Origin of the sequence: Streptomyces sp. NPDC014889, assembly GCF_043081205.1 — a bacterium.
In the GTDB taxonomy this organism is placed as follows: domain Bacteria; phylum Actinomycetota; class Actinomycetes; order Streptomycetales; family Streptomycetaceae; genus Streptomyces.
In genome coordinates this window covers 183,631-208,883 of sequence record NZ_JBIBWH010000009.1, presented here as the reverse complement: position 1 = coordinate 208,883, position 25,253 = coordinate 183,631, and the positions used below count along the sequence as shown (strand labels likewise).

Sequence of the window (25,253 nt, the reverse complement as noted above, 5' to 3'; positions counted from 1 at the left end):
CGAGGGAAGGAACGTTCAGCCGTACCGGCGCAGCTCATGGAAGAAGTCGTCGATGACGTGCAGGTTTCCGGCGCGGGCCACCTCGTCGTAGACGTACTTGCCGACGGCGAGGTCGAGAACCCCCAGACCGAACGGCGAGAAGATCACCGGCCGGTCGGTGGGCGGGTCGACCCGCCCGGTCATGACGTCGTCGAGGGTGCCGTTCAGGAAGTCCCGGCCGCCGGTGAGCTGCTCGGTCAGGTGCGGCGAGGTGTCGGCCTTCAGGCAGTGCTCGACGTCGTCGACGAAGTTGGCCGCGGAGAGCAGCACCTGCGGGGCGAGGTCGCGCAGCGACACGTGCAGGACGACCGGGTGGTGGGTGAACCAGGCCGGGTCGGTGACGTGCGGCTCGCCGGCGATCGTCGCGAAGACCAGCAGGTCGCTGGAGCGGATCAGGTCCTCGGCGCTCTCGTGGACAGTGACCTCCGGGGCGTTCCCGGCGGAGCCGGATTGGCGCAGATAGCCGCAGAACCCGGCCGCGCTGTCGGCGGACACGTCGTACACGCCGACACTGTCGAAGCCGAAGCCGGTGCCCGTCAGGAAGGTGTGGATGTAGCGCGCGATCAGACCGGTGCCGAAGAAGCCGACCCGGGTGGGGCGCGGGCGGTTGCGGGTGAGCCAGTCGGCGGCCAGCGCCGCGGACGCGGCGGTCCTGGTGGCGCTGATGATGGAGCTCTCCAGACAGGCGATGGGGTAGCCGGTGTCGTGGTCGTTGAGGACGAGGACCGCCGAGGCCCGGGGCAGTCCGGCGCCGACGTTGTCCGGGAAGCTGGAGATCCACTTCAGTCCGTCCACGCCCGCCGGACCGCCGACGGAGGCCGGCAGCGCGATGATCCGCGACGTGGGGCGGTCGGGGAAGCGCAGGAAGTACGACGGCGGGTTCACCGTGCTGCCGGAGCCGTGCAGCCGGTACGTCGCCTCGACCAGCTCGGTGAGCTGCTTCTGGCGCCCTTCGAGCGCCTGCCGCACCTGGGCGCCGGAGATCACGGCGAAGGTGGGCGCCGGGGCCTGCCGGGAGGCGGTCCGGCCGGTGGCGGGGGAGGTCACGGAGGTCATCGCCGGCTTCCCTTCGCGGTCGGGCCGTACTCGGCCAGGCGCTGGGGCTGGGCCATGGCGACGAGCACCTGCCGGTCACCGGTGAAGGCCTCTCTGCTGTGCGCGGTGCGTATGTTGTCGACCAGCAGCAGGTCGCCGGACTGCCAGGGCTCGCGCCGGGTGTGCGCCTCGTAGGTCTCGTTGAGCAGCTCGATCACCTCCTCGCCGATCGGTGCGCCGTCGCCGAAGCAGGTGTTGAACGGCAGTCCGTCCGCGCCGTACTCGTCCACCAGGTACTCGCGCACCTCGGGGGCCAGCGTCCACTCGTTGAGGAAGGCGATCTGGTTGAACCAGCAGCGCCGGCCGGTGACCGGGTGCCGCACCACGGCGCAGCGCCGCTGCCGGGTGCGCAGTCCGCCGTCGGGCTGCCAGGCGAACTCGATGGCGTGGGCGCGGCAGTAGTTCTCGACGGTCTCGCGGTCGTCGGTGCCGAAGGACTCCTCCAGGGACGCCCCGATCTCGTCGTTGTAGCTGCGGGTGAGCAGCCAGCCCTCCCGCTCGAAGCGCTCGGTCAGCCCGGTGGGCAGCGCGTTCAGCACGGCCTCCGCGTCGGCCACCGCGGTCGCCCCGCCCTCGGCGGGCGCGGTCGGGCACGCGAACAGCATCAGCCCGGGCACCTTGAGCGCGTAACTCAGCTCGTGGTGCATGCACATGGGCTGGTTGGCGGGCCAGGCGGTCGAGGAGTACAGACCGGGGCCGTAGGACTCGCGGGGGGCGAACGCCTCCCGCTCCGGCATCAGGGGGCCGGCCAGTTCCGTGAAGACGGCGGATATCCGCTCCGCCTCCCGCAGCCCCAGGCCGCGCACGAACAGTGCTCCGTGCTCGGCGACCAGCGCCCGCAGTTCTTCGCGGTGCTCGGCCGCCCATCCGGTCGCGTCCGCAGGGGTGTCGACGCGCAGGACGGGCGGTCTGCCCGGGCGCAGCTCCACCTCCAGCACCGAAGCCGGGGATGAGAACGACATCTCGGTTTCCTTTCGTTCGTCACCAGCGAGGCTCACAGAGGCGGCCTCAGCGGTGTTCAGGAGGAGGCCAGCAGCCCCGCGGCGTCCAGTACGGCCGCCGCCGCCGCGGCCGGGCGGGTGCGGGGGAAGTAGTGGCCGCCGTCGGTGAGTTCCCGCAGGTCCACCTGTTCGGCCAGCAGCTCCCAGTCCCGCCAGTGGTCCCGGAAGCCCACGGTGCTCGGGTCGTCGTCGGCGACGACCACGGTGACCGGCGCGGCCAGTCGCACCGCGGGTGGGCTGTCCAGGGCGTCGGCGAAGCAGCGGTGCGCCGCCACGCAGTCGTGCCGGTAGGCGGCCCCGACGCGTTCGGCGTGCTCCGCGTTCAGCTCGCCGAGTTCCAGGTAACCGCCGTCCGCACCGAGCCGGGCGGCGATCTCGGCGTCACCGCGCTCGGTCAACTCGGTTGCGGCGGCGCGTCGTTCGGCCGCCGTCCCGAGCAACTGGGCGCCGAGGAACACCCGTGTCACCTCGACCCCGAGCGCGGCGAGCCTCTGGGCGGTCAGCAGGGCGGGCGCGGTGCCGGAGGAGTGGCCCCACAACATGACCTGTTTCAGGCCGCGCCCGGCGATCTCCGCGGCGACCCGCTCCACCACCTGGTCCAGCGGCGCGAACGGCTCCTCGCCGGCGGCCAGGTCGTGGCCGGGCAGGTCCACCGCGAGGACGGCGACGCCGCTTCCGGCCAGCGCGCCCGCCAGCGGCTGGAAGTTGACCGCGTTGCCGCCCGCGTGGGGGAAGCACACCAGCGCGCACGCGCGGGAGGCCTCGTCCGCCGACAGCGGCTGGAGCAGCCCCGGCCGCTGCCGGGCCGTGCCGTCGAGGCACGCGGCGAGTTCGGCGAGCACCGGATGCCGGGTGATGTCCTTGAGGGACACCTCGCGGTTCAGGGCGATGGTGAGCTTCACCGCCGACAGGGAGGTGCCGCCGAGGTCGAAGAAGTGGTCCCGCCGGCCGATCGCCTGCCCGGGCAGGCCCAGCAGTTCCGCCCACGCGGCCGCGAGCCGCCGCTCGGTCGGCGTGCGCGGGGCGTCCTCGGACTCCCCGGAACCGGCCTGTTCCGTCGCCGGCGCACTGCGTTCGGCCAGCGCGGTCAGCGCCTTGCGGTCGATCTTGCCATTGCCCGTCAGCGGCAGCGCGTCCTGCCAGTGGAAGGCAGACGGGACCATGTACGCGGGCAGCGCGGCACCGAGCGCCTGGCGCAACTCCTCCGGCTGGAGCCGCCGGCCGGTGTGGAAGGCGATCAGGTGCGTGCTGCGGCCCGCGAGTTCGGCGACGACCACCGCGCCGTCCCGCACCCCGGGAACGCGCAGCAGGGTGTTCTCGATCTCGCCGATCTCGATGCGGAACCCGCGGATCTTGACCTGGCTGTCCCGGCGGCCGAGGAACTCGAGCTTCCCGCCGGGGTGCCAGCGGCCCCAGTCGCCCGCCAGATACAGTCGCTCGCCCGGCCGGTGCGGGTCCTCTCGGTAGCACTCACGGGTCCGTTCGGGATCGTTGACGTATCCGCGGCCCACGCACACACCGGAGAAGGCGATCAGCCCGGGCGCGCCGAGCGGCACCGGCGAGAGGTTCTCGTCGACGACGTAGACGCGCACGTTGTTGACCGGCCGTCCCAGCAGCACCCGTTCCGGCACCGCGTCCATGACCTCGTGGTTGGTGTCGTCCGAAGTCTCGGTCAACCCATAGGCGTTGACCAGCTTGATGCCCGGCTGGAGGGCGAACCAGCGCTGGACGAGCTCCCGCTTCAGCGCCTCGCCGGTCACCGACACACAGGCCAGGTCGGGCAGTTCGCGGGGGTGCCGCTCCAGGTACGAGGCCACCACCTCCAGATAGGAGGGCACGACCTGCGCCACGGCGACCCGGCCGCGTACGAGCGTGTCGACGAACCGCTCCACGTCCACCACGGCTTCCTGCTCCACCAGCAGGGTCCGCCCGCCCACCAGCAGCGCGGCCAGCAACTGCCACAGCGAGATGTCGAAGCACTGCGGAGCCGTCTGCGCCACCACCCGCCCGGGACCGATCCCCAGATCGTCGATCTTGGCGTACAGGTGGTTGAGCATGCCCGCGTGCTCGCACATCGCGCCCTTGGGCTCACCGGTGGAGCCGGAGGTGAAGTAGATGTACGCCAACTGGTGGGGAGAGACCTCCACTTGGAGGTCGTCGTCGGCGTGCCGCTCCGCGTACGCCGTCTCGATCAGCAGCTTCTCGGTCCCCGCCGGCAGCGCGGCCAGCGCCTCGTCCAGGGTGCCGGTGCTGCCCGGCTCGGTCAGTACCAGCCGGCAGCCGGCCCGGGCGAGCGTCGCCTCGATCCGCCCGGCCGGGAAGTGCGGCTCGATCGGCAGGTAGGCGCCGCCGGCCTTCAAGACCGCCAGGACGGCCGCCAGCCAGTCGAGATTGCGCTCGGTGACCACGGCCACCACGTCCTCCCGGCGCAGACCGCGCGCCAGCAGGGCCCGGGCCAGCCGGTTGGCCCGCGCGTTCAGCTCCCCGTACGTCCACGAGCGCTCGCCGTGCACCGCGGCCACTGCCTCGGGGTGGGCCCGTACCCGCTCCTCGAAGAGCTCGTGAGCCCGCGCGGACGGCAGCTCCCGGTGGGGCCCGGCCAGCCCCTCCAGCTGGTCGCGCCTCTCCTCGGGCGACACCAGGCTCTGCCGGGTGTGCTCGGCGTCCACGTCGGCGGTCATCAGGCGCAGCGCGGTCAGGTGGTAGCCGCAGATCCGGGCCGCGGCGCCGGCGTCCAGCACGTCCGTGCGGTACCGCAGCCGTGCCGTCAGCAGCCCGTCCGGCTCCCCGAACGCCACCCGAAGCACCGCCTCGGCGGGCAGGGCGCCGGTGTCGATCCCGGTGTCCGCCGGGTCGAAGACTGCCTCGAACGACGGTCCCGGGAGCCCCAGCTCCCGGCGCAGCTCGTCCACGGGGAAGTCCCGGCGCGCGAGCAGGTCCGCCGTGACGCGGTGGGCGTCGAGCACCAGCCGGCGCCAGGACGCCGGCGCGACGGCCAGCCGGCAGGGCAGCGGGCCGGCGTCCGGGCCTGGGACATGGCCCGTCACCACGTCCGGCTCACCGGACAGCACCGCCAGCACCTTGGCGTGCGCGGCCAGCAGGACCGCGCCGGGCGGCACCTCCAGCTCCGCCGCCAGGGCGCGCACCGCCCGCGCCGTCCCGGCCGGCACGATCTGCTCGTGCTCGGCCTCACCGGCCACCGGCTCGGCCGCCCACCGCGGAACGGCGGTGAAGCCACCGGCGGTCAGCACCTCGCTCCAGAACTCCCTGTCCGCTGCCACGAGCGCTCCCATCGACTGGCCCTTCCTCACTTCGCCGTCGGCGCGGCGGGGTTTCCGCCCCATTCCGTCTTCGCGGGGACTTCCTCGCCTTTCATGAGGAAGGAATCGGGTGCCAGTACGGCCCCGTCGCCCAGCGTCACGCCGTAGTGCACGTGTGCGCCGATCCCGAGCGTGCAGTCGGAGCCCAGCGTGGTGTGGTCCGACTTGAAGGTGCCGTCCTCCTGCGAGTGGCACTGGATCTTGCTGCCCGCGTTCAGCGTGCAGTCGTCACCGATGACGGTGAGCGTCCGCTCCGTGATGTAGCAGCCGTCGTCGAAGACCCTGCGGCCGATGCGCACGCCCATCAGGCGCCAGACGAGGGTTTTGAACGGGGTCCCGTTGAACACCTCGAGCCATTCGTCCGGCACCTTCCACAGCCGCTCGTGCCACCAGAAGTACGGGTCGTAGATGGAGCACAGGCGCGGACGCAGGGCGCGGAAGGCGGCGATGGCCCGCTCGACGAGGATGAAGTAGCCGGCCGTGAGGGTGAGGGTGAGGGCCAGATAGCCGGCGATCACCACGTGGCCCAGCGTGGCGTACAGGTCGACGCAGGCCAGACCGAGTCCCGTGAGCATCGCGGCGAGCACCCAGCGCAGCAGCAGGAAGAGCGCCATGGAGCGGAGGTTGTAGCGGTTCTTCGCGGCGAGGCTGCGGTGCAGGGCGTCGCCCGTCCTGAGGTGGTCGAAGCGGGTGTCGCGCTCCACCGAGCGGGGGATCTCGAAGCACGGTGAGCCGAGCAGCCCGACACCTTCGCGCAGTTCGCCGTCGAGGGGGACCATCACCTTCGTCGCCAGCAGGCAGTTGTCGCCCGTCCTGGCCCCCGCCGGATACGCGATGTTGTTGCCGAGGAAGTTGTGCGCGCCGATCGACGCCCGGCTCACCTTGAAGGACGTGCTGGAGTACTCGGCGTTGATGACGGAGAGCCCGTCGGCCACCATCGTGCCGCTGCCCACCGACACCAGGAACGGCGTCTCGTGCTGCACCTCGGTGCCGAAGTTCGAGCCGGTCTGCTCCACCCGGGAGAGGTCGTATCCGAGCCGGCGCAGGTAGGGGACGATGTAGGAGCTGTCACCGAAGAGCCAGGGGAAGAACTTGATGTTCGTCAGGCCGGCCACCGTGCGGTGCAGCGCGTAGTGGAAGCCGTAGAGCGGATAGACCCGGTCGGGCCTGACGGCCAGGCTCAGCAGCCGGGGCACCGTGAACAGCACGCCCAGGCCCACGACGAGCCCGCCGAAGAACAGCACGGCGGACACGGTGAGGGTGTCGGTGAGGAACTCCGGCATCGTGGACAGGTTCGTCCCCGCGTCCAGGCGGGTGCGCAGCGCCGGGACCTGCGAGAACAGTATGTAGACGCCGCCGACGGCGAGCGGCAGGTACAGCAGGAAGAGCTGGAGCAGGGAGGTCAGTCCGAACGCCGCCCGCCGCAGGGTGCCGCACCGGGCCGGTTCGACCCGGATGTGGTCGAACGACGTGGGCTGCGCCGGGGAGCCGTGCCGGCGTTCACCGGCCGGCACGTGCTGGCCCCGGTACAGGGCGGAGGAGTGGCCGAGCTGTGCGCCGTCGCCCATCGAGGTGTCGATGTCGAGCACCGACTTCTCGCCGACGAAGACGTCCCGGCCGAGGTCGATCCGGCCGGTCTGGATGTGCCCGGCGTGCGCGCGGTAGCAGAGGAAGAACGTGTCCTTGCGGATCACCGTGCCCGCTCCGATGGTGAGCAGGTCGGTGCAGACCGGCACGGAGTGGGAGAGGATCGTGACGTCCTTGCCGATCCGCGCGCCCAGGGCCCGCAGGTACATCACGTACACCGGATTTCCGATGAAGAGAATCATCGGATTCGCGTGCAGGAGCACCTTGACGATCCAGAAGCGGAGATAGGCCGCACTCCACACCGGGAATTCCCCCGGCTTCCAGCGGCCGACGAGAACCCACTTCGCCGCGATCGGGAAGAGGCACAGGAGGATGAATCCGCCGGTCCCGAACAACAGGGAACGGAGATAGATGTCGAGGAGTCCCGATGCCGAGGCGACCCACTCGTACGCCTGCGCGGTGACCATTCCGACGACGAACGAATACCCGAGGAAAATGAGCAATTGGGCCGCTCCGCACAGCACGTAGCGCGCCGTGCTCGGTGCCGTGCCGACCGGTGCCGGCGTCCCGCCCGCCGGTGCCGCCGGGGCCGCCGCCGACGGTGCGTCGACGGGGGTCGGAGAGGCGACCGCGAGAGCTTCCGCCAGGCCGCGGACCGTGGGGTTGCGGTAGATGTCCTTCATGGACACCGACGGCAGGTCGGATCTTTTTCTGACCCGTGCGCAGAACTGCGCCATGACCAGGGAGTTGGCCCCCAGGTCGTCGAAGAAATGACTGTCGGGCGGGACGTGTTCGGCGTGTACGACGTCCGCCAGAATCCCGGCGAGTTCCCTTTCGGTATCCGCGGCCGGGATGGTGCCCGTATGCCCGGCGATCACGGGTTCGTCCGGCCCGGGCATCAAGATGTCGGCAGACTTCTCCACCATGCGAGCTCCCTGAAGGAAAGGTCGAAAACCATCGGCCAGCGGTGCCCGGTCTCCGGGACCGTGCGTTTTCGCCTGATCACGAAACCATGGATCAGTCTTGTTCGGCCGCCGCGGGGGTGCCACTCGGATCCGGCGGCGCAGAGGCGGCCGGAGCGTTCGGTGAGCCGCTATTCCTCGGTTCTTCGCACCGCCGGGATGAGCAATCTCACCCGTATGGGGGTTCACTCTCCAGGGGGAGAGGGCACGCGGCCCGCCGTCTCGGGCCGCCTGCCGGGAAGCAGCGGCCGGTGTCCCGCACCGGGCCGAGTGGCCTCGGTCCGCACCGGCGCGCAGACTGGCAGTGAGGCGGGGCCGCCCGGGTGGGCGGTGCCGCGAGGCCGCCCTGTGCAGGGCTGTGCCGGCCGTTGCCGGACCGTTCGTTGAGGGGGCCGATATGGCCGTGGAAATCCCGCCCCTGCTGAGACCGTCACGGCTCAGGAACCGTGGAGGGCTCGGGGGCGAATGCATGGCAGAGTTCCTGGGGACCTTCGTACTCATCGCTTTCGGATGCGGCTCGGTGGCCATGACGGTCGCGGCGCTGCCCGGTTCGGGCCGTACGTCGGGGCCCACGACGTTCTTCGTCGGCGCCGCCGACTGGCTGGTGATCGGCTGGGGCTGGGCCTTCGCGGTGGCCTTCGGCGTGTACGTGGCCGGCGGCGTCAGCGGGGCGCACATCAACCCCGCGGTGACGCTGGCGTTCGCGGTGCGCCGCAAGTTCCCCTGGGCGAAGGTGGTTCCGTACTGGATCTCGCAACTGGCGGGCGCCTTCGTCGGCGCGGCGCTGGTGTACGCCGTCTACCACGATGCGATCAACACCTTCGACAGCGTGTCGAAGGCACCGAAGACGCATGGGCACACCCTCGCCACGTTCTCGATCTTCGGTACCTTCCCCGCGCCCTACTTCCACGGCGGTTACTGGGGGCCGCTCGTGGACCAGATCGTCGGCACCGCCTTCCTGGTCATGCTGATCGCGGCGGTGATCGACCTGCGCAACATGGCCGTGAAGGCCAACCTCGGACCGCTGATCATCGGCTTCGTGGTGGCCGCCATCGGCATCTCCTTCGGAGCGAACGCCGGGTACGCCATCAACCCGGCCCGTGACTTCGGGCCGCGCCTGTTCACGTTCTTCGCGGGATGGGGAGACCTGGCTCTACCCGGCAGTCTGGCGGGGTCGTTCAGTCACTACTGGTGGATCCCGATCGTCGGACCGCTGATCGGAGGGGTCGTCGGTGTCCTCGTCTACGACCTGTTCATCGGCGACGTGCTGCACGTGCGCGCCCAGAAGGGCGAGCTGCCGGAGCCCGGACGCACCCGCCCGACCGAGGAGAACGACACATAGCCGCTGCTGTCGCCGCACAGGGCGCCCGGTCACCGACGCTCAGGTGGTCGCCGGGTGCGGGTCGCCGAGGTACGGGAACCGGTCCAGGGTGTCGGTGTGCGGCGTCAGACCGGTGGGCGGCGCCTCGTTCCTGGTGAGGAACGCGACGCGGATGTCGATGACGTCTTCCGTGAATGTCCGGCCATTCGGGTACGCGGCCGGCTTGGACGGGTCGAAGTGCAGTACGTCCGGCAGGAGGCCGTGCTCGTCGAGCGCGGTGATCGCCTCCTCGCGCGAGTAGCCGCCGGTGTGGCCGAGCAGGTGGACGAACTGGTCCGTCCACCTGGCCCGGTCGTCGACCGGCTCGCCGGCGTTGTACTCCTCCTTCGTGTCGTCGGTGTTGAAGAAGCTGCTCATCGACGGGTGCCCGGCCCGGTCCGCGTGGACGAGTTCGCCGTCGCGCAGGACGCTGCACCGGCCCCAGACGCGCAGTTCGGGCTCGGGGGCCAGCTCCGCTGTCGGCAGTTCGACGGCCATGGAGAAGACGTTGGCCGTGCTGTTGGAGTCGACGCCGGTCCACGGGGACTTTCCGCCCAGGTGCGGCGCGGTGAAATTCCGGTTGCCGCTGGTGTCGAACAGGTTCTTGATTCCGTCGAAGTCGAAGAAGAAGGCATCGCTGCGGCTGCCGGCGGCCACCTGGTAGTCGCCGCTGCTGACCACGTTGGCCTGCGGTCCGAAGGAGACGGCGGCTTCCGAAACGATCTTGGTGCCGACCGCCTCGGGCTTGCGGGACTCCGCACCGGTTGCCATGAAGACGCTGTAGGTCTGCGAGCCGTCGGAGGCCGGCGGGCTGAAGACCCAGCTGAAGGCGCGGTCGGTCAGGTAGTCGCCGTCGTTGTCGATGTTCAGGCGGTACACGGCGTCGGGGTGCATGGCGTCGGCGTTGGGATTGGCGTTGAGGATGAGAACGGTCCTGCTCGGATCGCCGGGTGCCCCGAAGGCATAGAGGTCGCACAGATCGAGACGCTGGTCGTCGAGCGGTGCGCCGAGGCTGAGGCCGGTGAAGTGGTTGGACATGTCGGGCCCTTCCCTTGCTCGTCCGTCCGCTGGAACGCTCGACCGGTCGTTCTCGGGGCGCGTGAGTACACCCACACCTGTGCGGTGCGTCCACGCTAGCCGCCACAGCGGTCCGGCCACCGAAGGTGAAGCCACGGCCGTCAAACAACGCTCGAATGGATCACCGGCAGGCGGGGGCGTTCGTCTCCCGGTGAGACAGGACGCACCCGCCCGGCCGAGGAGAACGACACATGGCCGCTGCCGTCGCCGGACGGGTGCGCCTGGTTACCGACACCCGCTCAGGAGTAGGTCCAGCGCCAGGCGTTGGAACGGTACGAGCACGTGATGCGCGTGCCGTTCGCGGTGGTGGTGCTGGCTCCGTGGTCGCTGTTGCGGCAGTACTGCCCCGCCTGGTAGCAGTTGCCCGCGTTGGAGCGGATCGAGCACGTGCCGGAGGCGCTGCCGCCCCCGCCGCCGCTGCGGGTGGTGCCGCTTCCGGCGACAGCGGCCGTTTTGGTGACGGTGACCGTCGGACCGGGCGTCCTGACGGTCTCGGTCTCGGTGGCGGTGACCGTCGCGGTGGGCGCGGGTGTGACGGTCTCGGTCGCGGTCGCCGTGACGGTGGCCGTGGCCGTGACGGTCACGGTGGGCTGCGGCTTCGCGGCCTCGCCGCCGGACTGGCCGCAGCCGAAGGCTCCGACGGCGAGCAGGGCGACGCTCGCCGCCCGCGCGAGTGCCCGCCGGTGCGACAGACGGACGCCGGATCTGCCGCCCGGTCGTCGCGGCCGGTGGTGCTGGTTCATGGTCCCCCCTGGGGCCGGTACGCGGACGGGCGGGCTCAGCCGTGGTAGCGGATGTAGCCGTCGCCGTCGCGGTCGTCGCGGGCCTTGGTGTAGGAGTGGACGTCGGCCCGGGCACCGGAGGGCTTGAGCAGGTAGATGGTGTCCTTGTCGTTGTTCCAGAGGAAGTTGCAGTTCTGGCGGTAGACGACGTTCTTGGCGTCGGAGTCCGTGCCCTTGCCGCCGCGCAGCTTCACGTAGTCGCCGGGCTCGAGGTAGTGGTTCGCGCGGAACGTGAACCGGTTGCCGGAGGCGTCCTTGACCACGTAACCCTTGAGGTTGACCTTCGCGGTGCGCGAGTAGTTCTTGATCGTCAGGTATTCGTTCTTGGTGTTGCCGGTACGGCAGTTGTTGGAGTCGCGCCCGGGCGCGTCGTACTGGACGCCCTTCACCTTGAGCGCGGACGAGTATTCGGCGGCCTGCGCCGGAGCGGCGCCGACGACAGCGACGGTACCGGCCGCGGCGGCCACGGCCAGTACGGAGCGTATGCGCATGAGGTTCCCCCCTCAGTGGAGCCAATGGAGCCTCAGGAGCATACACAGGAGGTGAGAAAGGGGTAACGGGGAGGTGTGGAGAGTGTGAAGGCGACCGTGTCTCCTCGACACGCGAGCCGCTCTCGCGATCAGGCGTGCCTCACGCGGTCGTGAGCACCATGCGGAACCGGGCGGAGCCGGAGAGCATCTTCTCGTACGCCTGGCCGGCCTGGTCCAGGGGCACGACCTCGGTCATCGGGCGGATCCCGTGCAGCGCGCTGAACGCCATGGTGTCCTGCACGGCCTGCGCGGTGCCCGACGGGTGGCCGCGGATGAGACGGCCACTGGTGATCAGCTGGAGCGGGCTGATCCCGAGCGGTTCGGGCGTCGCCCCGATGACCACCAGCTCGCCGCGGTGCGACAGGCCGTCGACGGTCGCCGCGATCGCCTCGGAGCTGCCGGCCGTGGCCAGGACGACCTTGGCGCCGCCCAGCGACTGGAGCGCCTCGCCGACCGGGGTGTCCGTCGTACTGTCCACGTAGTGGTGCGCGCCGAGCCGCTTGGCGAAGTCGGCCTTGTCGGCCCCGCGGGCGATCGCCACCGTCTCGAAGCCCATGGCCACCGCGTACTGCACCCCCAGGTGACCCAGGCCTCCGATGCCGAGCACGGCCACCAGATCGCCCGGCTGCGCGGAGCTGCGCCGCAGTCCGTCGAACGTGGTCACGCCCGCGCACGCCATCGGCCCGGCGTCGCTCGCCGCCAGCGCCTCGGGAATGCGGGCCAGGGCGTCGACCGGCGCGATCACCCGCTCGGCGAAGCCGCCGTCGTAGGACCAGCCCGGCACCTTCAGATCCGGGCACACGATGAAGTCGCCCTGCCGGCACGGGGTGCAGTGGTGGCAGCTGCCGCCGAACCAGCCCACCGCCACCCGGTCGCCCACCTGCCAGCCCTGGTCCCGCGTCCCCTCGCCGAGCTGTGCGATCCGCCCGCCGATCTCGTGCCCGGGCACCACCGGGAAAGTGATCCCGGGCAGCGCGGCGTTCACGAAGAAGCTGTCGCTGTGGCAGACCCCGCACGCCTCCACGGCGATCGCGACCTGACCCGGGCCCGGCTCCGCCACCTCACGCTCGACGATCTCGAACGGACCGCCGGCGGCGGTCGCCTGCGCGACTTTGTAGGTACTCATCTGTCTCTCCCGGGAAGCGGGTACGACGGACCCCCGCAACCAGCACATCAGCTCCGTGCCGTTCGCGCGCGCCGTACGGGAGGGACGGCGGGCCCGCGACCGCGCGGGCCCCGGCCGCGGTCAGCCGCCCGGCATGGGGCGCACGGTCAGGATCTGCTGCGCGTGCCCGACCGGACCGTGCAGATCGTGCAGGACCGTGCTGGTCAGGCCCACGCCGGTCGGGCCGAAGGCCACGGTGGTGTCCAGACCGGTCCAGGGACCCTCCGGGCGGCGGTGCAGGTGCACGGTCAGGTCGACGTTGGGGAACATCCACGCGGTCGGCGACTCGCGTACGGCGATGCCGTTCGACGTGTCGACGAGGGCCAGGTAGGAGGCGAGCGGGCTGCTGGGCTCGCCCGCGACCAGGCTGAGCGGGGTGGAGATCCAGGCGGTGGTGCGGCCCGGACTCGGCGGGGCGAGCGGACGGATGTCCAGGGACGCGATGAAGCCGCCCGGCCACAGCTCGCTCATCGCCCAGGGCGCAAGCCCGTCGGGCGGGGCGAGCCGGTCCCCGGCGCCCCCGGCGACGGCCGCGGTGTCCTGGGCCGACAGCAGCCAGACCCTGGCCCGGACCACCGGGCGCCCGGCGATGCGCACGACGGCTTCCAGAAGCTCGATGGTGCGGCCGGGACGGAGGGTCTCCACCTCGATCTCGCACTCGTCCAGGGCCGGCGCCCCGAGGATGTCATAGCTGATCCGGGCCGGTATCAGGGCGCTGCCCCCACGCGCGGCCAGATGGTCCTCGACCGCGTGGACGACCAGCCCGCCCAGCGGGCCGAAGTGCTGCTCGCGCACGTCCCAGGCGCCACCGGCATGCTCGGTGGGCTTGAAGCGGTGCTCGTCGATGCGTTCGTAGTAGCTGCCGGGAACCGGGGCGCCGGTGTTCAACGCGTACTTCTCCTCGGGCTGTTCACGGGAAGCCGAACAGGTGCGGGTTTCTCGCGCCGGATCGGCCGGGCAGCCCCATCATGGCCCAGCCCATACTTGCCATCTACACCCACCTTCCGTCAGGAGGCCCCGTGCTCTTGCGTGACGTCACCCTCGACGACGGCGCCGACGGCGACGACGGCCCGATCCCGGAGATCGGCTGGATGGTGCTGCCGCGGTACCAGGGGCGCGGACTCGGCGGCCGTGCGGCCCGCGCGCTGCTGGAACGGGCACGGGACGAGGACCGCTGGGGAGAGGTGCACGCCTTCCCGGCTACCACCAACGCGCCCTCGAACGGCATCTGCCGCTCTCTCGGCTTCCGGTTCGTCGGCGAGCGCGAGGTGGAGTTCGCCGGCCGGGTGCTGCGCACCAACCACTGGGCGATCACCCCGCGCACGGACCTGACGCCGGGGTGAGGCGGGACGGGTCAGCCGAGGCTCACCCAGCCGCGCTCCCCGGCGGAGCGGGCCATCGCGTCCAGGGCCACCGCGGCGGCCACGGCGTCGTCGAGGGTGGCGCCGTGGGGCTTGCCCTCCGTGACCGAGCGCAGGAAGTGGTACGCCTCGACGACCTTGAGGTCGTCGTAGCCCATGGCGTTGGCCGCACCCGGCTGGAAGGCCGCGTACTCGCCGTGGCCCGGGCCCACGTGGACCGTGCTGACGGGCTGGTCCTGGTAGGCGGTGCCGCGGCTGACACCGAGTTCGCCCATGCGCCGGAAGTCCCACCAGAGCGCGCCCCGGGTGCCGTGGATCTCGAAGCCGTAGTTGTTCTGCTCGCCCACCGAGACCCGGCAGGCCTCCAGGACACCGCGCGCGCCGGAGGCGAAACGCAGCAGGCAGTTCACGTAGTCGTCGTTCTCCACCGGACCGAGCTCGCCGCCCGCCGCCCGGGTGTGTCCCGAGGTGGCGCCGGTGGGGCGGGCCCGTTCGGGCACGAACACGGCGGTGTCCGCGGACAGCGACTCGATCTCGCCCAGCAGATGGCGGGCCAGGTCGACCCCGTGCGAGGCCAGGTCGCCCAGCACCCCGCTGCCGCCGCGTTCACGCTCGTAGCGCCAGGTCAGGGCGCCCTCCGGGTGAGCCGCGTAGTCGCTGAACAGCCGGATGCGGACATGGGTGACCGTGCCGATCTCACCGGCCGCGATCATCTCGCGGGCGGCGTCGACGGCGGGCGCGTTGCGGTAGTTGAAGCCGACCGTGCCCCGCACACCGGCCCGTGCGGCGGCGCCGGCGACCGCGCGGGCGTCGTCGGCACCCAGACCCACCGGCTTCTCGATCCAGATGTGCTTGCCCGCCTCGGCCATGGCGAGACCGATCTCCCGGTGCAGGAAGTTCGGGGCGGTGATGCTGACCGCCTCCACCCGGGGGTCGGCGGCGATCTCCCGCCAGTCGCGGGTGGCGGAGTCGAAGCCGTACCGCTCGGCCGCCTCCTCGGCCCGGCCGGGCACCTCGTCGGCGACGGCAACCAGGTGCGGACGCACCGCGAGCCCGGGGAAGTGGTGGGGCACGCGGGCGTACGCCTGGGTGTGCACCCGTCCCATCCAGCCGAATCCGACGACGGCGACGCCGAGCGTAGGCACCATGAAAGCCCCTCGTTTGGACCGATCCAAAACCTGGTGGCTCACGATGGGGCCGCCTCCCGCCAGGTGTCAAGCCACCCGTGAAGCTTCCTGCGAGCGCCTCCCACGCCCGCCTCCCGGCCTCTTTACAAGGACCCCGCCCTCATGGAACGGTCCACACCGTGCGACCGCCCACCATCCGTGACGTCGCCGCGCGCGCCGGTGTGTCCAAGTCCCTGGTCTCCCTGGTGCTGCGCGGCTCCGGCAGCGTGCGCCCCGAGAAGCGGCAGGCCGTCCTCGCCGCGGTCGAGGAACTCGGCTACCGGCCCAACGCCGCCGCCCGCAGCCTCAGCGAGCGCCGCACCCGCACCGTCGGCGTGCTGCTGAACGACATGCGCAACCCCTGGTTCGTGGAACTCCTCGACGGTCTGAACTCCCGCCTGTACGACTCAGGTCTGCACATGCTGCTCGCCGACGGCCATCTCAACCGGCGCCTGGGGGAGGACCTCACCCGCACCTTCGCCGAACTCCGTGTCGACGGCCTGGTCGCCGTCGGCACCCTGCGGGATCCCCGCGCGCTGCGTGTCGCGGCCGGCCGGGTGCCCACCGTCGTCGCGGGCACCCACGAGCCCGAACTGCCGGGGGTGGACGTCGTCGCGGGCGACGACGAACAGGGCGCCCGGCTGGCCACCGAGCACCTCGTCTCCCTCGGCCACCGGCACATCGCCCACATCGCGGGCCGGGGCGCGGTCGGCGAACTGCGCCGCCGCGGCTTCGAGGCCGCCATGCGCGCACACGGGCTCGCCGGCACGGCGGTCGTCGAGCAGGGCGACCTCACCGAGGAGGGCGGCTACCGGGCCACCGTACGGCTGCTCAGCCGCGCCCCGCGGCCCACCGCCGTGTTCGCGGTCAACGACATGGCCTGCGTCGGCGCGCTGTCCGCCGCCGAGGAGAGCGGCCTCCGGGTCCCCGGGGACCTCTCCCTGGCCGGCTACGACAACACCTATCTGTCGCGCCTGCGCCACCTGTGGCTGACCACCGTGGACAACGCCGGCCACGACGTCGGCCGGCGCGCGGCCCAGCGGCTGCTCGACCGCATCGACGACCCGGACCTGCCCCGCACCGTCTGCCTGACCAGCCCGGTCCTGGAGGTGCGCGGCACGACCGCACCGCCGGCCGCGACCGGCTGACGAGCACCTCCCGCAACCCCCTGGCCGGACGAGCACCTTCCGGAACGCCCCTGTCCGGACGAGCATCCTTCGCGGCGCTCGCCGGTCACCCCGGATCCCGAATCGGCCGCCGCCCGCGGGTTACCCGGACCCGGGGTTCGGAAGTGAGCCCCCGGGGTCCTCCGTGCGTCGCGCGTCGCGGAGGGCCCACCGTGGTGCGCCGGGAGACCGGCCGCTCGCCGGACACCGGCGCCCTCGCCCGGCCGGGCCAGGGGTGAGAACATGGCGTGTGTCGCTCATGGACCTACGGCGTTCACCATCGGGACGGGTGCTGGTCCTCATCCCCCTGGTACTGATCGCTGTGGTGGGCGTCGTGGACGCCCTGACCCCGCCGGACGTGCACCTCGGCCCGCTGCTGGTCGCGGCTCCCGCGTTCACCGCCGCGTTCTCCGGGCCCTGGCTCACCGCGCTGATCGGTGCGCTGGCCGTCGGGACCGAACTCTCCATCGGGGGCGTCCAGGGCACGCTGGGCACCCAGAACCTCCAGGCCGAGGTCGCGTCGCTGGTCATCGTCTCCTGTCTGATCGTGCTGTTCTGCCTGTTCCGGGACCGGCGCGAGCACCAGCTGACGCAGAGCAGGGTCGTGGCACGGGCCGTCCAGGACGTGCTATTCCCGCCGCTGCCCGAGCGCAGCGGCCCCCTGCGGATCGCCTGCCTGTACCTCGCCGCCCAGGACGAGGCCACCATGGGCGGGGACCTCTACGCCGCCGCCCGCACCGGGCACAGCACCCGGCTGCTCATCGCCGACGTGCGGGGCAAGGGACTGCCCGCGATCAGCCATGCCGCGCTGCTGCTCGGCGCCTTCCGCGCGGCCGCGCACCGCCGGCCCTCGCTGCCGCGCCTGGCCGTGCACCTGGACGGCGCCATGCGCTGGGAGTTCCGGCAGTGGCAGAACGCGCAGATGCTCGACACCGACGAGTCCTTCGCCACCGCCCTGCTCGTCGACATCCCCGACAGCGAGCCCGTGCTGCACCTCCTGAACTGCGGCCACCCCTCCCCGCTGCTCATCGGCAGGGAGGCGGCCGAGCCGCTGAGCGCGCGGGCCGTGGCACCACCGCTGGGCCTGGGCGAGCTGTCCGGCGTCGTGGACTACGAGGTCGCCTCGTTCCCCTTCCCGCCCGGCGACACACTGCTCCTGCACACCGACGGCGTCCTGGAGGCCCGTGACCCGCGGGGCGACTTCTACCCCCTCGGCGAACGGGCCGGCGCCTGGGCCGCCGAACCGCCGGACCTGGTGCTGACCCGGCTCCACGACGACCTCCTCGCCCACACCCACGGCCGCCTGGGCGACGACGCCGCGGCCGTCGCGATCCGCCGCGGCCGGTCGTGACCGACACCGGCGCCACCCCGCCGCCCACCAGTCACAGCCGTCACCGGGGCGGCGACGGGGAATCTCCCGGCGCCTCGTGATTGCGCCGTGTGCGTTCGGGTACGCGAGCAGAGCCCGTGCCCGGCCGGTCAGCTCCCGGGCGGGCCGCTCGACTGCCGCGACCAGGGAACCGCCATGCAGACACCAGCGAACGACAACACCCCGACGCCCGCCCAGCAAGCGCTGGACGTGCTTGCCGACAACGCCGAGGACACGGTGGCACTGGAGACGCTCGCGAGCAGCGACGTACTGGTCCCCGTGCCCGACGACGCCAGCGAGGAGGACGCCACCAACCCCACGGCGGTGGCCCTGCCCGTCCTCGAACAGCCGGGCGGGGCGCCGGTGGTGCCCGTGTTCACCTCCGAACTGGAGATGTCCGACCTGCTGCCCTTCGTCTCCCGTTACCGCCTGGTACCGCTCGGTGCGCTCGCGTCCCAGTGGCCGGCCGACGACCTGTCGCTGACCATAGACGCCAATTCGCCGCACGGTCTGACGCTCACCTCGGAGGGAGTGCGCAACCTGCTGGCCCGGCCGCACGGCTGAGCGGCACCGCGAGGACCACACCGCGATGACCAACCGGACCGGCCCTCCCCGGTGGGGCGGCACACACCGCCGCGGCGGCCGGCTCAGGCGTCCTGGAGAAGGCCGATGAGGTTGCCGTCGGCGTCCTTCGCCGAGGCGATCAGCCGGCCGCCGCCCACGTCCTGCACGTCCTGGAGGACCTCGGCGCCCGCGGCCACCAGTGCCGCCAGCCGGGCCCTGATGTCGTCGACGTGCCAGTACGGCACCGGTCCGGTCATGCCCTTGGAGTGCCCGTTCGGGTCGAGCCCCACGTCCTGTCCTGCGTCCTTGAACCCCACGTAGTAGGGCGCGTCGGCATACGGCTCGACCTGCAGCAGCGCGCTGAACAGGGCCTTCGCCCGGTCGAGGTCCTTGACGGGGTAGATGATCGTCTTCAGGCCGGCGGTCATGGCGTACTCCTTGCCATCGGGGTTGCTGGGAGAGGCGCGGCTCCGCACTCGGCGGAGGCGGCACGGGCCGACGGTGTGTCGGTGGTTCCACGCTAGGACAGGCGGGCGCCGTGCGGCTTCTTTGATCCTGACCGCTTGCCGGGCGGCGTCACCCGGCCGCCGTACACACCGCGCCGGGCGTGTGCGGTGCCGATCCGGTCGCGTTAGCCTGTAGCCCGGCCGCGAAGGATGCGCAGCGCGGCGGTGGGGCCCGCCGTACCGAAACCGTGGCACTGGTGCCGCCAACGGTCCCTACTCGCGTCGAAGGAGCGCCCCGGCATGTCCGGGCGCGGGCGAGCAGGAGACGTACGAGCATGACAGTCCCGGAAACCGAGAGCCTTCGGGCGCGGACGAGCCCCGCGCGACGGCGGGCGTGGCGGACACAGGCGCCGGTGGTCGCCGTGGTGGCACTGGGCGGAGCGCTCGGGGCCACCGCCCGGTACGCGGTCTCGCAGTGGCTGCCGACGCCGGCCGGGGGGTTCCCGTGGGCGATCTTCTGGGTCAACGCCTTCGGCTGCGCGGTGATCGGCGTCTTCATGGTGGTCATCACCGACGTGTGGGGCGCCCACCGCCTGGTCCGCCCGTTCTTCGGTATTGGTGTGCTCGGCGGCTTCACCACCTTCTCCACCTACGCTGTCGACGTCCAGCGGCTGGTGGACTCCGGCCACGCCCGTACCGGGCTGGCGTACCTGTCCGCGACCCCGTGCGCGGCGCTCGCGGCGGTGTGGCTGGCCGTGACGGCGGCCCGCCGTGTTCTGAAGTGGAGGCAGCGATGACCAGGCTCACCGGCAGCGCGCTGCGCGTGACCGTCTTCGTCGGAGAGAACGACACCTGGCACCACCGGCCCCTGTACTCGGAGATCGTCCACCGGGCCCACGCGGCGGGCCTCGCGGGCGCCAGCGTCTTCCGCGGTATAGAGGGGTTCGGCGCGACCTCCCTGATCCACACCTCGCGGCTGCTGTCGATGAGCGAGGACCTGCCGGTGGCGGTGGTGATCGTGGACACCGAGGAGCGGGTGCGGGCGTTCCTCCCGCAACTGGACGAACTGGTCGCCGAGGGACTGGTGATACTCGACGACTGCGAGGTCATCCGGTACGTCGGCCGCGCGGCCGGCCCCGGCGGCGCGGGCGCGAAGGGCAGGAAGTCCTCGTGAACTGGCTGCTCGTGGTCCTCGGGGCCGCGGTCGGGGCGCCCCTGCGCTACCTCACCGACCGCGCGGTGCAGTCCCGGCACGACTCGGTGTTCCCCTGGGGCACCTTCGTGGTGAACGTCGCCGGCTGCCTGATCCTCGGCCTGCTGACCGGCGCGGCGGCCGCGGGCGTCGCCGGACCGCATCTGCAACTGCTCCTGGGCACCGGACTGTGCGGGGCCCTGACCACGTACTCGACCTTCTCCTACGAGACCCTGCGCCTCACCGAGACCGGCGCGGGCACCTACGCCCTCGCCAATGTCGTCGCCAGTGTCGGGGCCGGCCTCGGCGCGGCCTTCGCCGGGGCGTGGATAGCCGGCGGCTTCTGACGGTCGCCGCCGATTCCGCCGCCCGTCACCGGCCCGTCACCTCAGCACCGTAAGTGTGTGTCCACCACTGTCGATCACCGTCCTCAGAACTGGATCCCATGAGCGCCATCTCCGTCGGTCAGGCCGTCGTCCTCGGAGTCGTCGAGGGGGTGACCGAGTTCCTCCCCGTGTCCTCCACCGGCCATCTGAAGATCACCGAGGGGCTCATGGGCATCCCCGTCGACGACAAGTCGGTCGTCGCGTTCTCCGCCGTCATCCAGGTCGGCGCCATCGCCGCCGTGCTGGTGTACTTCTTCAAGGACATCGTGCGGATCGTGTCCGCCTGGTTCCGGGGGCTGGCCGACAAGCAGGAGCGCTACCACCACGACTACAAGTTCGCCTGGTGGGTCATCTTCGCGACCATGCCGATCGTCGTGGTGGGCCTGGCCGCGAAGCCCTTCATCGAGGGGCCGCTCGGCTCCCTGTGGGTGGTCGCCGGTTCGCTGATCGCCGGCAGTGTCGTGATGTGGTGCGCGGACCAGATGGGCAGGCACAAGCGCGGTGAGGACGACACCTCCTTCAAGGACGCGATGCTGGTCGGCAGCTCGCAGATCCTCGCCCTGCTCTTCCCCGGCTTCTCCCGCTCCGGCGCCACCATGTCGACCGCGCTCATCCTCGACCTCGACCGCGTCGCCGCCACCCGCCTGTCCTTCTTCCTCGGCCTGCCGGCCCTGACCGGCGCCGGCCTCTACGAGCTCAAGGACGCGCTCGGCGCGAGTGTGGGCGCCGTCCCGCTGGCCGTCGGCACCGTCGTGTCCTTCGTGGTCGCCTACGGCTCCATCGCCTGGCTGCTGAAGTTCGTCGCCAAGCACTCCTTCAACGCGTTCGTCGTCTACCGGATCCTGGTCGGCCTGCTGCTGTTCGGCCTGCTCGGAACGGGCGTCCTCACCAGCTGAGCACGCTTCTGCGCCCGCCGCCCGGCCCACCGCCGCGGCGCACCGGGACCGGCCCGGAGGCAGAATGGCGATCATGACGTCGTCCCCGACCTATCTTCCGGTCCTTGAGCACATCGCCGAGGAGATCGAGCACACGCCCGGCCGCGGGCGCCCGGCCGACTACATCCCGGCGCTCGCGGCCCGGGACGCCCGCGCCTTCGGCATGGCCGTCGCGGAACTGGACGGCACGGTGTACGGAGTGGGGGACTGGCGGGAGCCGTTCTCCGCGCAGTCCATCACCAAGGTGTTCACCCTCGCCCTCGACCTGGCGCGCGAGGGCGACGAACTGTGGGAGCACGTGGGTCGCGAGCCCTCCGGCAACCCCTTCAACTCCCTGGTGCAGCTGGAGTACGAGAACGGCATCCCGCGCAACCCGTTCATCAACGCCGGCGCCCTGGTGGTCACCGACCGGCTCCAGACCCGTACCGGTGACGCGGCGGGCGAGCTGCTGGGCTTCCTGCGCGCCGAGAGCGGCAACCCGGAGCTGGACTTCGACGAGGAGGTCGCCGCCTCCGAGAGCGCGCACGGCGACCGCAACGCCGCCCTCGCCCACTTCATGGCCTCCTACGGAAACATCGACAATCCGGTGCCGGACCTGCTGGACCAGTACTTCCGCCAGTGCTCGATCGCGGCCTCCTGCGCCGACCTGGCGCTGGCCGCCACGTTCCTCGCCCGGCACGGCATAAGGGCGGACGGCTCCCGGCTGCTCGCCAGCAGCCAGGCCAAGCAGGTCAACGCGGTCATGCTCACCTGCGGGACGTACGACGCGGCCGGCGACTTCGCCTACCGTGTCGGCCTGCCCGGCAAGAGCGGCGTGGGCGGCGGCATCATCGCCGTCGTACCGGGCCGGTGCGCGCTGTGCGTGTGGAGCCCCGGCCTGGACGAGCGGGGCAACTCGGTGGCCGGCGTGGCGGCCCTCGACCGCTTCACGACCCTCACCGGCCTGTCGGTTTTCTGAACGGCCGCCCGGCGCGCGTCACCCGAGCGCACGCCGTCGGTGCGCGGACGGCAGCCCGGCGTCCCGGCCCGGTCGGCGTCCGCCGCGGTCTCGGCCGCGACGGGCTCCGGGGGCGACACCGACGTCCGCGGACCGTGCCGGGTCCCGTCGGCCGGTCAGACGCGCGAGGCGCGCCTGCGCCGGAACCGCAGACCGAGCAGCAGGGCCCCCGCGCCCAGACCGGCGGCGCCCGCGATGGTTCCCGTCCCCGGCCAGTCCGACTCCTGGGGCCGGGGCGCACCCGCGGACGCGACGACCGCCGCCCCCGGCTTCGTACCGGGCTTCGCTCCGTGCTCCGTCCCCCGCTTCGCCTCGGTCGTCGTCTCGTGCGAGACGGGCCGCAGGGCGTCGAGCGAACCCACCGGATCGACGTGACCGGCGGCGCCGAACCCCCAGTCGAGGAGCGCGCGCCCCTCCTCGTAGACGTTGCCCTCCTGAGGGTTCATCAACGTCACCAGGATGGTGCGCCCGTCCCGGTGGGCCGCGGCGACGAGCGTGTTGCCCGCGTTGGTGGTGTAGCCGTTCTTGATGCCGATCAGACCCGGATACGGCTCCACGCCGTCGGCACCGGTGAGCAGGCGGTTGGTGTTCGCGATCTGGAACGTGCCGTCGTTGCCGGGGAAGGCGGCGTGCGCGGTGGAGCAGTACCGCGCGAAGTCCGGGTTGCGCAGCCCGGCCCGCCCGAACACGGCCAGGTCGTACGCCGAGGAGTCCTGCCCGTCGGCATCGTAGCCGTCGGGGGAGACGACCGTGGTGTCCAGGGCGCCCAGGGAGCGGGCCTTGGTCTCCATCTGCCGGGCCGTGTGCTCCCAGCCGCCGTTGAGCGCGGCGAGCACGTGCACGGCGTCGTTGCCGGAGTTGAGGAACACCCCGCGCCACAGGTCGGCCACCTGGTACGTGTGGCCCTCGACGACCCCCACCAGGCTGCTGCCCTCGCCGATGCCCGCCAGTTCCTTGGCGCTGACGGTGTGCTGGATGCCCGCGGGGAAGGACGGCAGCACGGTCAGGGCGAACAGCGTCTTGAGGGTGCTCGCGGGCGGCAGCCTGCGGTGCGCGTCGTGCGCGGCCAGCACCTCGCCCGACGCGGCGTCGGCCACCACCCAGGACAGCGCGGAGACGGCCGGGACGTCGGGCGCCCCGGCGCGGAGCCGGACCTGTGTGCCCTCGCCGTCCAGCAGGGCCGGCTGCGGCACCGTCGCCCTCGGCTGCACTATCGCTCCCGTGCCCCCGCCCGTCGGACCGGCGGCCGCGACCGGAGAGGTCAGCGCCAGCAGACTCGCCGCGCAGAGTGCGCAGGCCGATACCGTGGTGCGCTTAGAAAATCTGATCTTCATATCGCAAACGTAGGGACAAAACGGTGCAGGCGGGACGCTGCCGAGAGCCGAACGGGGTCCGTGAGCACCCGGATGTCCTAGCTGCGTACCCCGACGGGCCCACAGCGGGCACGGTGCTGAGGGGGCGTCGGTTGTCCGGCGCGCCCTGGCTCAGTCGGTGGGCAGCGTCGGCTGGACGCGGCGCAGGAACGTGGCGTTGTCGGGCGTGTCGCGCAGCCGTTCCAGCAGCGTTTCCATACCGGTCCTGCCCTCGCGGCTGCGCAGGGCGCGGCGCAGACCACGGACAGCCGTCAACTCGGCCGGGCTGTACAGGAGTTCCTCACGCCGGGTGCCCGAGGGGTCGATGTCGACGGCCGGGAAGACGCGACGGGAGGCGAGTTCGCGGCTGAGCCGCAGCTCCATGTTGCCGGTGCTCTTCAGCTCCTCGAAGAAGAAGTCGTCGGCGCGGGACCCGGTCTCCACCAGCGCGGTGGCGAGGATGGTGAGGGAGCCGCCCTCCTCGGCCGACCGCGCCGCCCCGAAGAACCGCTTGGGCCCCAGGAGCGCGCCCGCGTCGACACCGCCGCTGAGGGTGCGGCCGCCCGCCGCGGCCGCGTTGTTGTGGGCCCGGCACAGCCGGGTGAGCGAGTCGAGGAGGACGACCACGTCCTCGCCGGCCTCGACGAGCCGTTTGGCCCGTTCGACGACGAGTTCGGCGAGCGCGATGTGCTGCCTCGGGGACCGGTCGAAGGTGGAGGCGTACACCTCGCCGCGCACCCGGCGCCGCATGTCGGTGACCTCCTCAGGGCGTTCGTCGAGCAGCACCACCATCAGCCGGCACTCGGGGTGGTTGCCCGCGACGGCGGCGGCGATCTGCTGGATCAGCACGGTCTTCCCGGTCTTGGGCGGTGCCACGACGAGACCGCGCTGCCCCTTGCCGACGGGCGCGATCAGGTCGGCGACGCGGCCGGTGAGTCCGGCGGCCGGGTGTTCGAGGCGCAGCCGCTCGCGCGGGTGCAGCGGAGTGAGGTCGTGGAAGCGCCGCCGGGCCCGGGCCTCGTCCGGCGAGCGGCCCCCGACGCCCGTGATCTCGGTGACGGCGTGCTGCTGCCCGAGCAGGCCTGCGACGGCATCGCCCTTGCGCAGGCCGTGGCGGCGGATCAGCGCGGCGGAGACCCGCGGGTCGGCGGGGGCGGGCAGGAAGTCCGCGCCGCGCAGATGCCCCTTGCCGGTCGCGTCGATGTCCAGGACACCGGTGACGGCCTGGGGGGCCGCGGACGTCTGCCGCGGTGCGGCGGGGCGTTCGAGTGTGGTGGTCATATGGGTGAAGGTCCTTTCGCGGACGGACGGCACGGGACGTGCGATGGGGGAAGGGCACAAGCCGCGACGGGGAGGCGTGGAGCACGGCCTCCGGCGGCGGAGGACACCACCTCGGCCGCG

Annotated in this window: 22 protein-coding genes and 1 pseudogene; 10 read left to right on the top strand and 13 right to left on the bottom strand. The window is 71.9% G+C overall.

Translation table 11 applies throughout. The features are described from left to right. Positions 1-15: 15 nt before the first annotated feature. The 4 genes from sbnB to ACF09J_RS19810 are packed head-to-tail and all read right to left on the bottom strand — an operon-like array spanning position 16 to position 7,968. The gene (sbnB, locus tag ACF09J_RS19825; RefSeq protein WP_392306728.1) at positions 16-1,095 is read right to left on the bottom strand and encodes a 2,3-diaminopropionate biosynthesis protein SbnB; all 1,080 of its coding nucleotides are present in this window, start codon (positions 1,093-1,095) and stop codon (positions 16-18) included. Beyond that, entirely contained in the window at positions 1,092-2,096 is a 1,005-nt protein-coding gene (locus tag ACF09J_RS19820) for a TauD/TfdA family dioxygenase (protein WP_392306727.1), read from the bottom strand. The genes sbnB and ACF09J_RS19820 overlap by 4 nt, the downstream gene beginning before the upstream one ends. Before the next feature lie 56 nt (positions 2,097-2,152). After that, complete coding sequence (locus ACF09J_RS19815) at positions 2,153-5,428, bottom strand: amino acid adenylation domain-containing protein (RefSeq protein WP_392306726.1); 3,276 nt, start codon at positions 5,426-5,428, stop codon at positions 2,153-2,155. A 14-nt stretch (positions 5,429-5,442) separates the two neighbouring features. Then, positions 5,443-7,968 (bottom strand): Pls/PosA family non-ribosomal peptide synthetase, encoded by a 2,526-nt coding sequence (locus ACF09J_RS19810; RefSeq protein WP_392306725.1) that lies wholly within the window; start codon positions 7,966-7,968, stop codon positions 5,443-5,445. 433 nt (positions 7,969-8,401) lie between these two features. On the opposite strand from ACF09J_RS19810, the gene ACF09J_RS19805 reads away from it, so the two are divergent. Beyond that, positions 8,402-9,346 carry an MIP/aquaporin family protein gene (locus tag ACF09J_RS19805; protein WP_392306724.1) on the top strand — a complete coding sequence of 315 codons (945 nt, stop codon included), beginning with the start codon at positions 8,402-8,404 and terminating at the stop codon, positions 9,344-9,346. Positions 9,347-9,385: 39 nt separating this feature from the next. Here ACF09J_RS19805 and ACF09J_RS19800 read toward each other — a convergent pair whose 3' ends face one another. From ACF09J_RS19800 to ACF09J_RS19780, 5 genes are all read right to left on the bottom strand, one after another. Beyond that, on the bottom strand, positions 9,386-10,402 hold the full coding sequence (locus ACF09J_RS19800; RefSeq protein WP_392306723.1) for a DUF4331 family protein: 1,017 nt from the start codon (positions 10,400-10,402) through the stop codon (positions 9,386-9,388). 278 nt (positions 10,403-10,680) lie between these two features. Then, on the bottom strand, positions 10,681-11,184 hold the full coding sequence (locus ACF09J_RS19795) for a hypothetical protein (protein WP_392306722.1): 504 nt from the start codon (positions 11,182-11,184) through the stop codon (positions 10,681-10,683). 35 nt (positions 11,185-11,219) lie between these two features. Continuing rightward, a complete protein-coding gene (locus tag ACF09J_RS19790; protein WP_392306721.1) occupies positions 11,220-11,714 on the bottom strand; it encodes a lamin tail domain-containing protein in 495 nt (164 codons plus the stop codon). A gap of 139 nt (positions 11,715-11,853) precedes the next feature. After that, positions 11,854-12,879 carry an alcohol dehydrogenase gene (locus ACF09J_RS19785; protein WP_392306720.1) on the bottom strand — a complete coding sequence of 342 codons (1,026 nt, stop codon included), beginning with the start codon at positions 12,877-12,879 and terminating at the stop codon, positions 11,854-11,856. Positions 12,880-12,999: 120 nt separating this feature from the next. Beyond that, positions 13,000-13,806, bottom strand: coding sequence for a thioesterase family protein (locus tag ACF09J_RS19780; RefSeq protein ID WP_392306719.1), 807 nt, complete (start codon positions 13,804-13,806; stop codon positions 13,000-13,002). A 167-nt stretch (positions 13,807-13,973) separates the two neighbouring features. Here ACF09J_RS19780 and ACF09J_RS19775 point away from each other — a divergent pair. Then, positions 13,974-14,261: pseudogene (locus ACF09J_RS19775) on the top strand (GNAT family N-acetyltransferase); the annotation flags it as partial. Positions 14,262-14,272: 11 nt separating this feature from the next. On the opposite strand, the gene ACF09J_RS19770 reads toward ACF09J_RS19775, so the two are convergent. Then, positions 14,273-15,427 (bottom strand): Gfo/Idh/MocA family protein, encoded by a 1,155-nt coding sequence (locus ACF09J_RS19770; RefSeq protein WP_392306718.1) that lies wholly within the window; start codon positions 15,425-15,427, stop codon positions 14,273-14,275. A 158-nt stretch (positions 15,428-15,585) separates the two neighbouring features. On the opposite strand from ACF09J_RS19770, the gene ACF09J_RS19765 reads away from it, so the two are divergent. The 3 genes from ACF09J_RS19765 to ACF09J_RS19755 all read left to right on the top strand — a co-directional run bounded on the left by ACF09J_RS19765 (position 15,586) and on the right by ACF09J_RS19755 (position 18,544). Further along, positions 15,586-16,593 (top strand): LacI family DNA-binding transcriptional regulator, encoded by a 1,008-nt coding sequence (locus tag ACF09J_RS19765; RefSeq protein WP_392306717.1) that lies wholly within the window; start codon positions 15,586-15,588, stop codon positions 16,591-16,593. A 307-nt stretch (positions 16,594-16,900) separates the two neighbouring features. Further along, complete coding sequence (locus tag ACF09J_RS19760; RefSeq protein ID WP_392306716.1) at positions 16,901-17,962, top strand: PP2C family protein-serine/threonine phosphatase; 1,062 nt, start codon at positions 16,901-16,903, stop codon at positions 17,960-17,962. A gap of 174 nt (positions 17,963-18,136) precedes the next feature. Continuing rightward, entirely contained in the window at positions 18,137-18,544 is a 408-nt protein-coding gene (locus tag ACF09J_RS19755; RefSeq protein ID WP_392306715.1) for an SseB family protein, read from the top strand. 83 nt (positions 18,545-18,627) lie between these two features. Here ACF09J_RS19755 and ACF09J_RS19750 read toward each other — a convergent pair whose 3' ends face one another. After that, positions 18,628-18,972: a VOC family protein gene (locus ACF09J_RS19750; protein ID WP_392306714.1), complete on the bottom strand. Its 345-nt coding sequence runs from the start codon at positions 18,970-18,972 to the stop codon at positions 18,628-18,630. A gap of 353 nt (positions 18,973-19,325) precedes the next feature. Between ACF09J_RS19750 and crcB (ACF09J_RS19745) the strand changes: the two genes are divergently transcribed. The 5 genes from crcB (ACF09J_RS19745) (at position 19,326) to ACF09J_RS19725 (ending at position 22,461) form a co-directional block, all read left to right on the top strand. Continuing rightward, entirely contained in the window at positions 19,326-19,787 is a 462-nt protein-coding gene (gene crcB / locus ACF09J_RS19745; RefSeq protein ID WP_392306713.1) for a fluoride efflux transporter CrcB, read from the top strand. Further along, a complete protein-coding gene (locus ACF09J_RS19740; RefSeq protein WP_392306712.1) occupies positions 19,784-20,164 on the top strand; it encodes a DUF190 domain-containing protein in 381 nt (126 codons plus the stop codon). The genes crcB (ACF09J_RS19745) and ACF09J_RS19740 overlap by 4 nt, the downstream gene beginning before the upstream one ends. Further along, on the top strand, positions 20,161-20,529 hold the full coding sequence (gene crcB, locus ACF09J_RS19735; RefSeq protein ID WP_392306711.1) for a fluoride efflux transporter CrcB: 369 nt from the start codon (positions 20,161-20,163) through the stop codon (positions 20,527-20,529). The genes ACF09J_RS19740 and crcB (ACF09J_RS19735) overlap by 4 nt, the downstream gene beginning before the upstream one ends. 98 nt (positions 20,530-20,627) lie before the next feature. Further along, complete coding sequence (locus tag ACF09J_RS19730) at positions 20,628-21,464, top strand: undecaprenyl-diphosphate phosphatase (RefSeq protein WP_392306710.1); 837 nt, start codon at positions 20,628-20,630, stop codon at positions 21,462-21,464. 64 nt (positions 21,465-21,528) lie between these two features. Then, on the top strand, positions 21,529-22,461 hold the full coding sequence (locus ACF09J_RS19725; RefSeq protein ID WP_392306709.1) for a glutaminase: 933 nt from the start codon (positions 21,529-21,531) through the stop codon (positions 22,459-22,461). 155 nt (positions 22,462-22,616) lie between these two features. Here ACF09J_RS19725 and ACF09J_RS19720 read toward each other — a convergent pair whose 3' ends face one another. Together ACF09J_RS19720 and rho are read right to left on the bottom strand one after the other, a co-directional pair. Next, entirely contained in the window at positions 22,617-23,834 is a 1,218-nt protein-coding gene (locus tag ACF09J_RS19720) for a D-alanyl-D-alanine carboxypeptidase family protein (RefSeq protein ID WP_392306708.1), read from the bottom strand. A 150-nt stretch (positions 23,835-23,984) separates the two neighbouring features. Continuing rightward, a complete protein-coding gene (rho, locus tag ACF09J_RS19715) occupies positions 23,985-25,133 on the bottom strand; it encodes a transcription termination factor Rho (RefSeq protein ID WP_392306707.1) in 1,149 nt (382 codons plus the stop codon). Positions 25,134-25,253 lie beyond the last annotated feature (120 nt).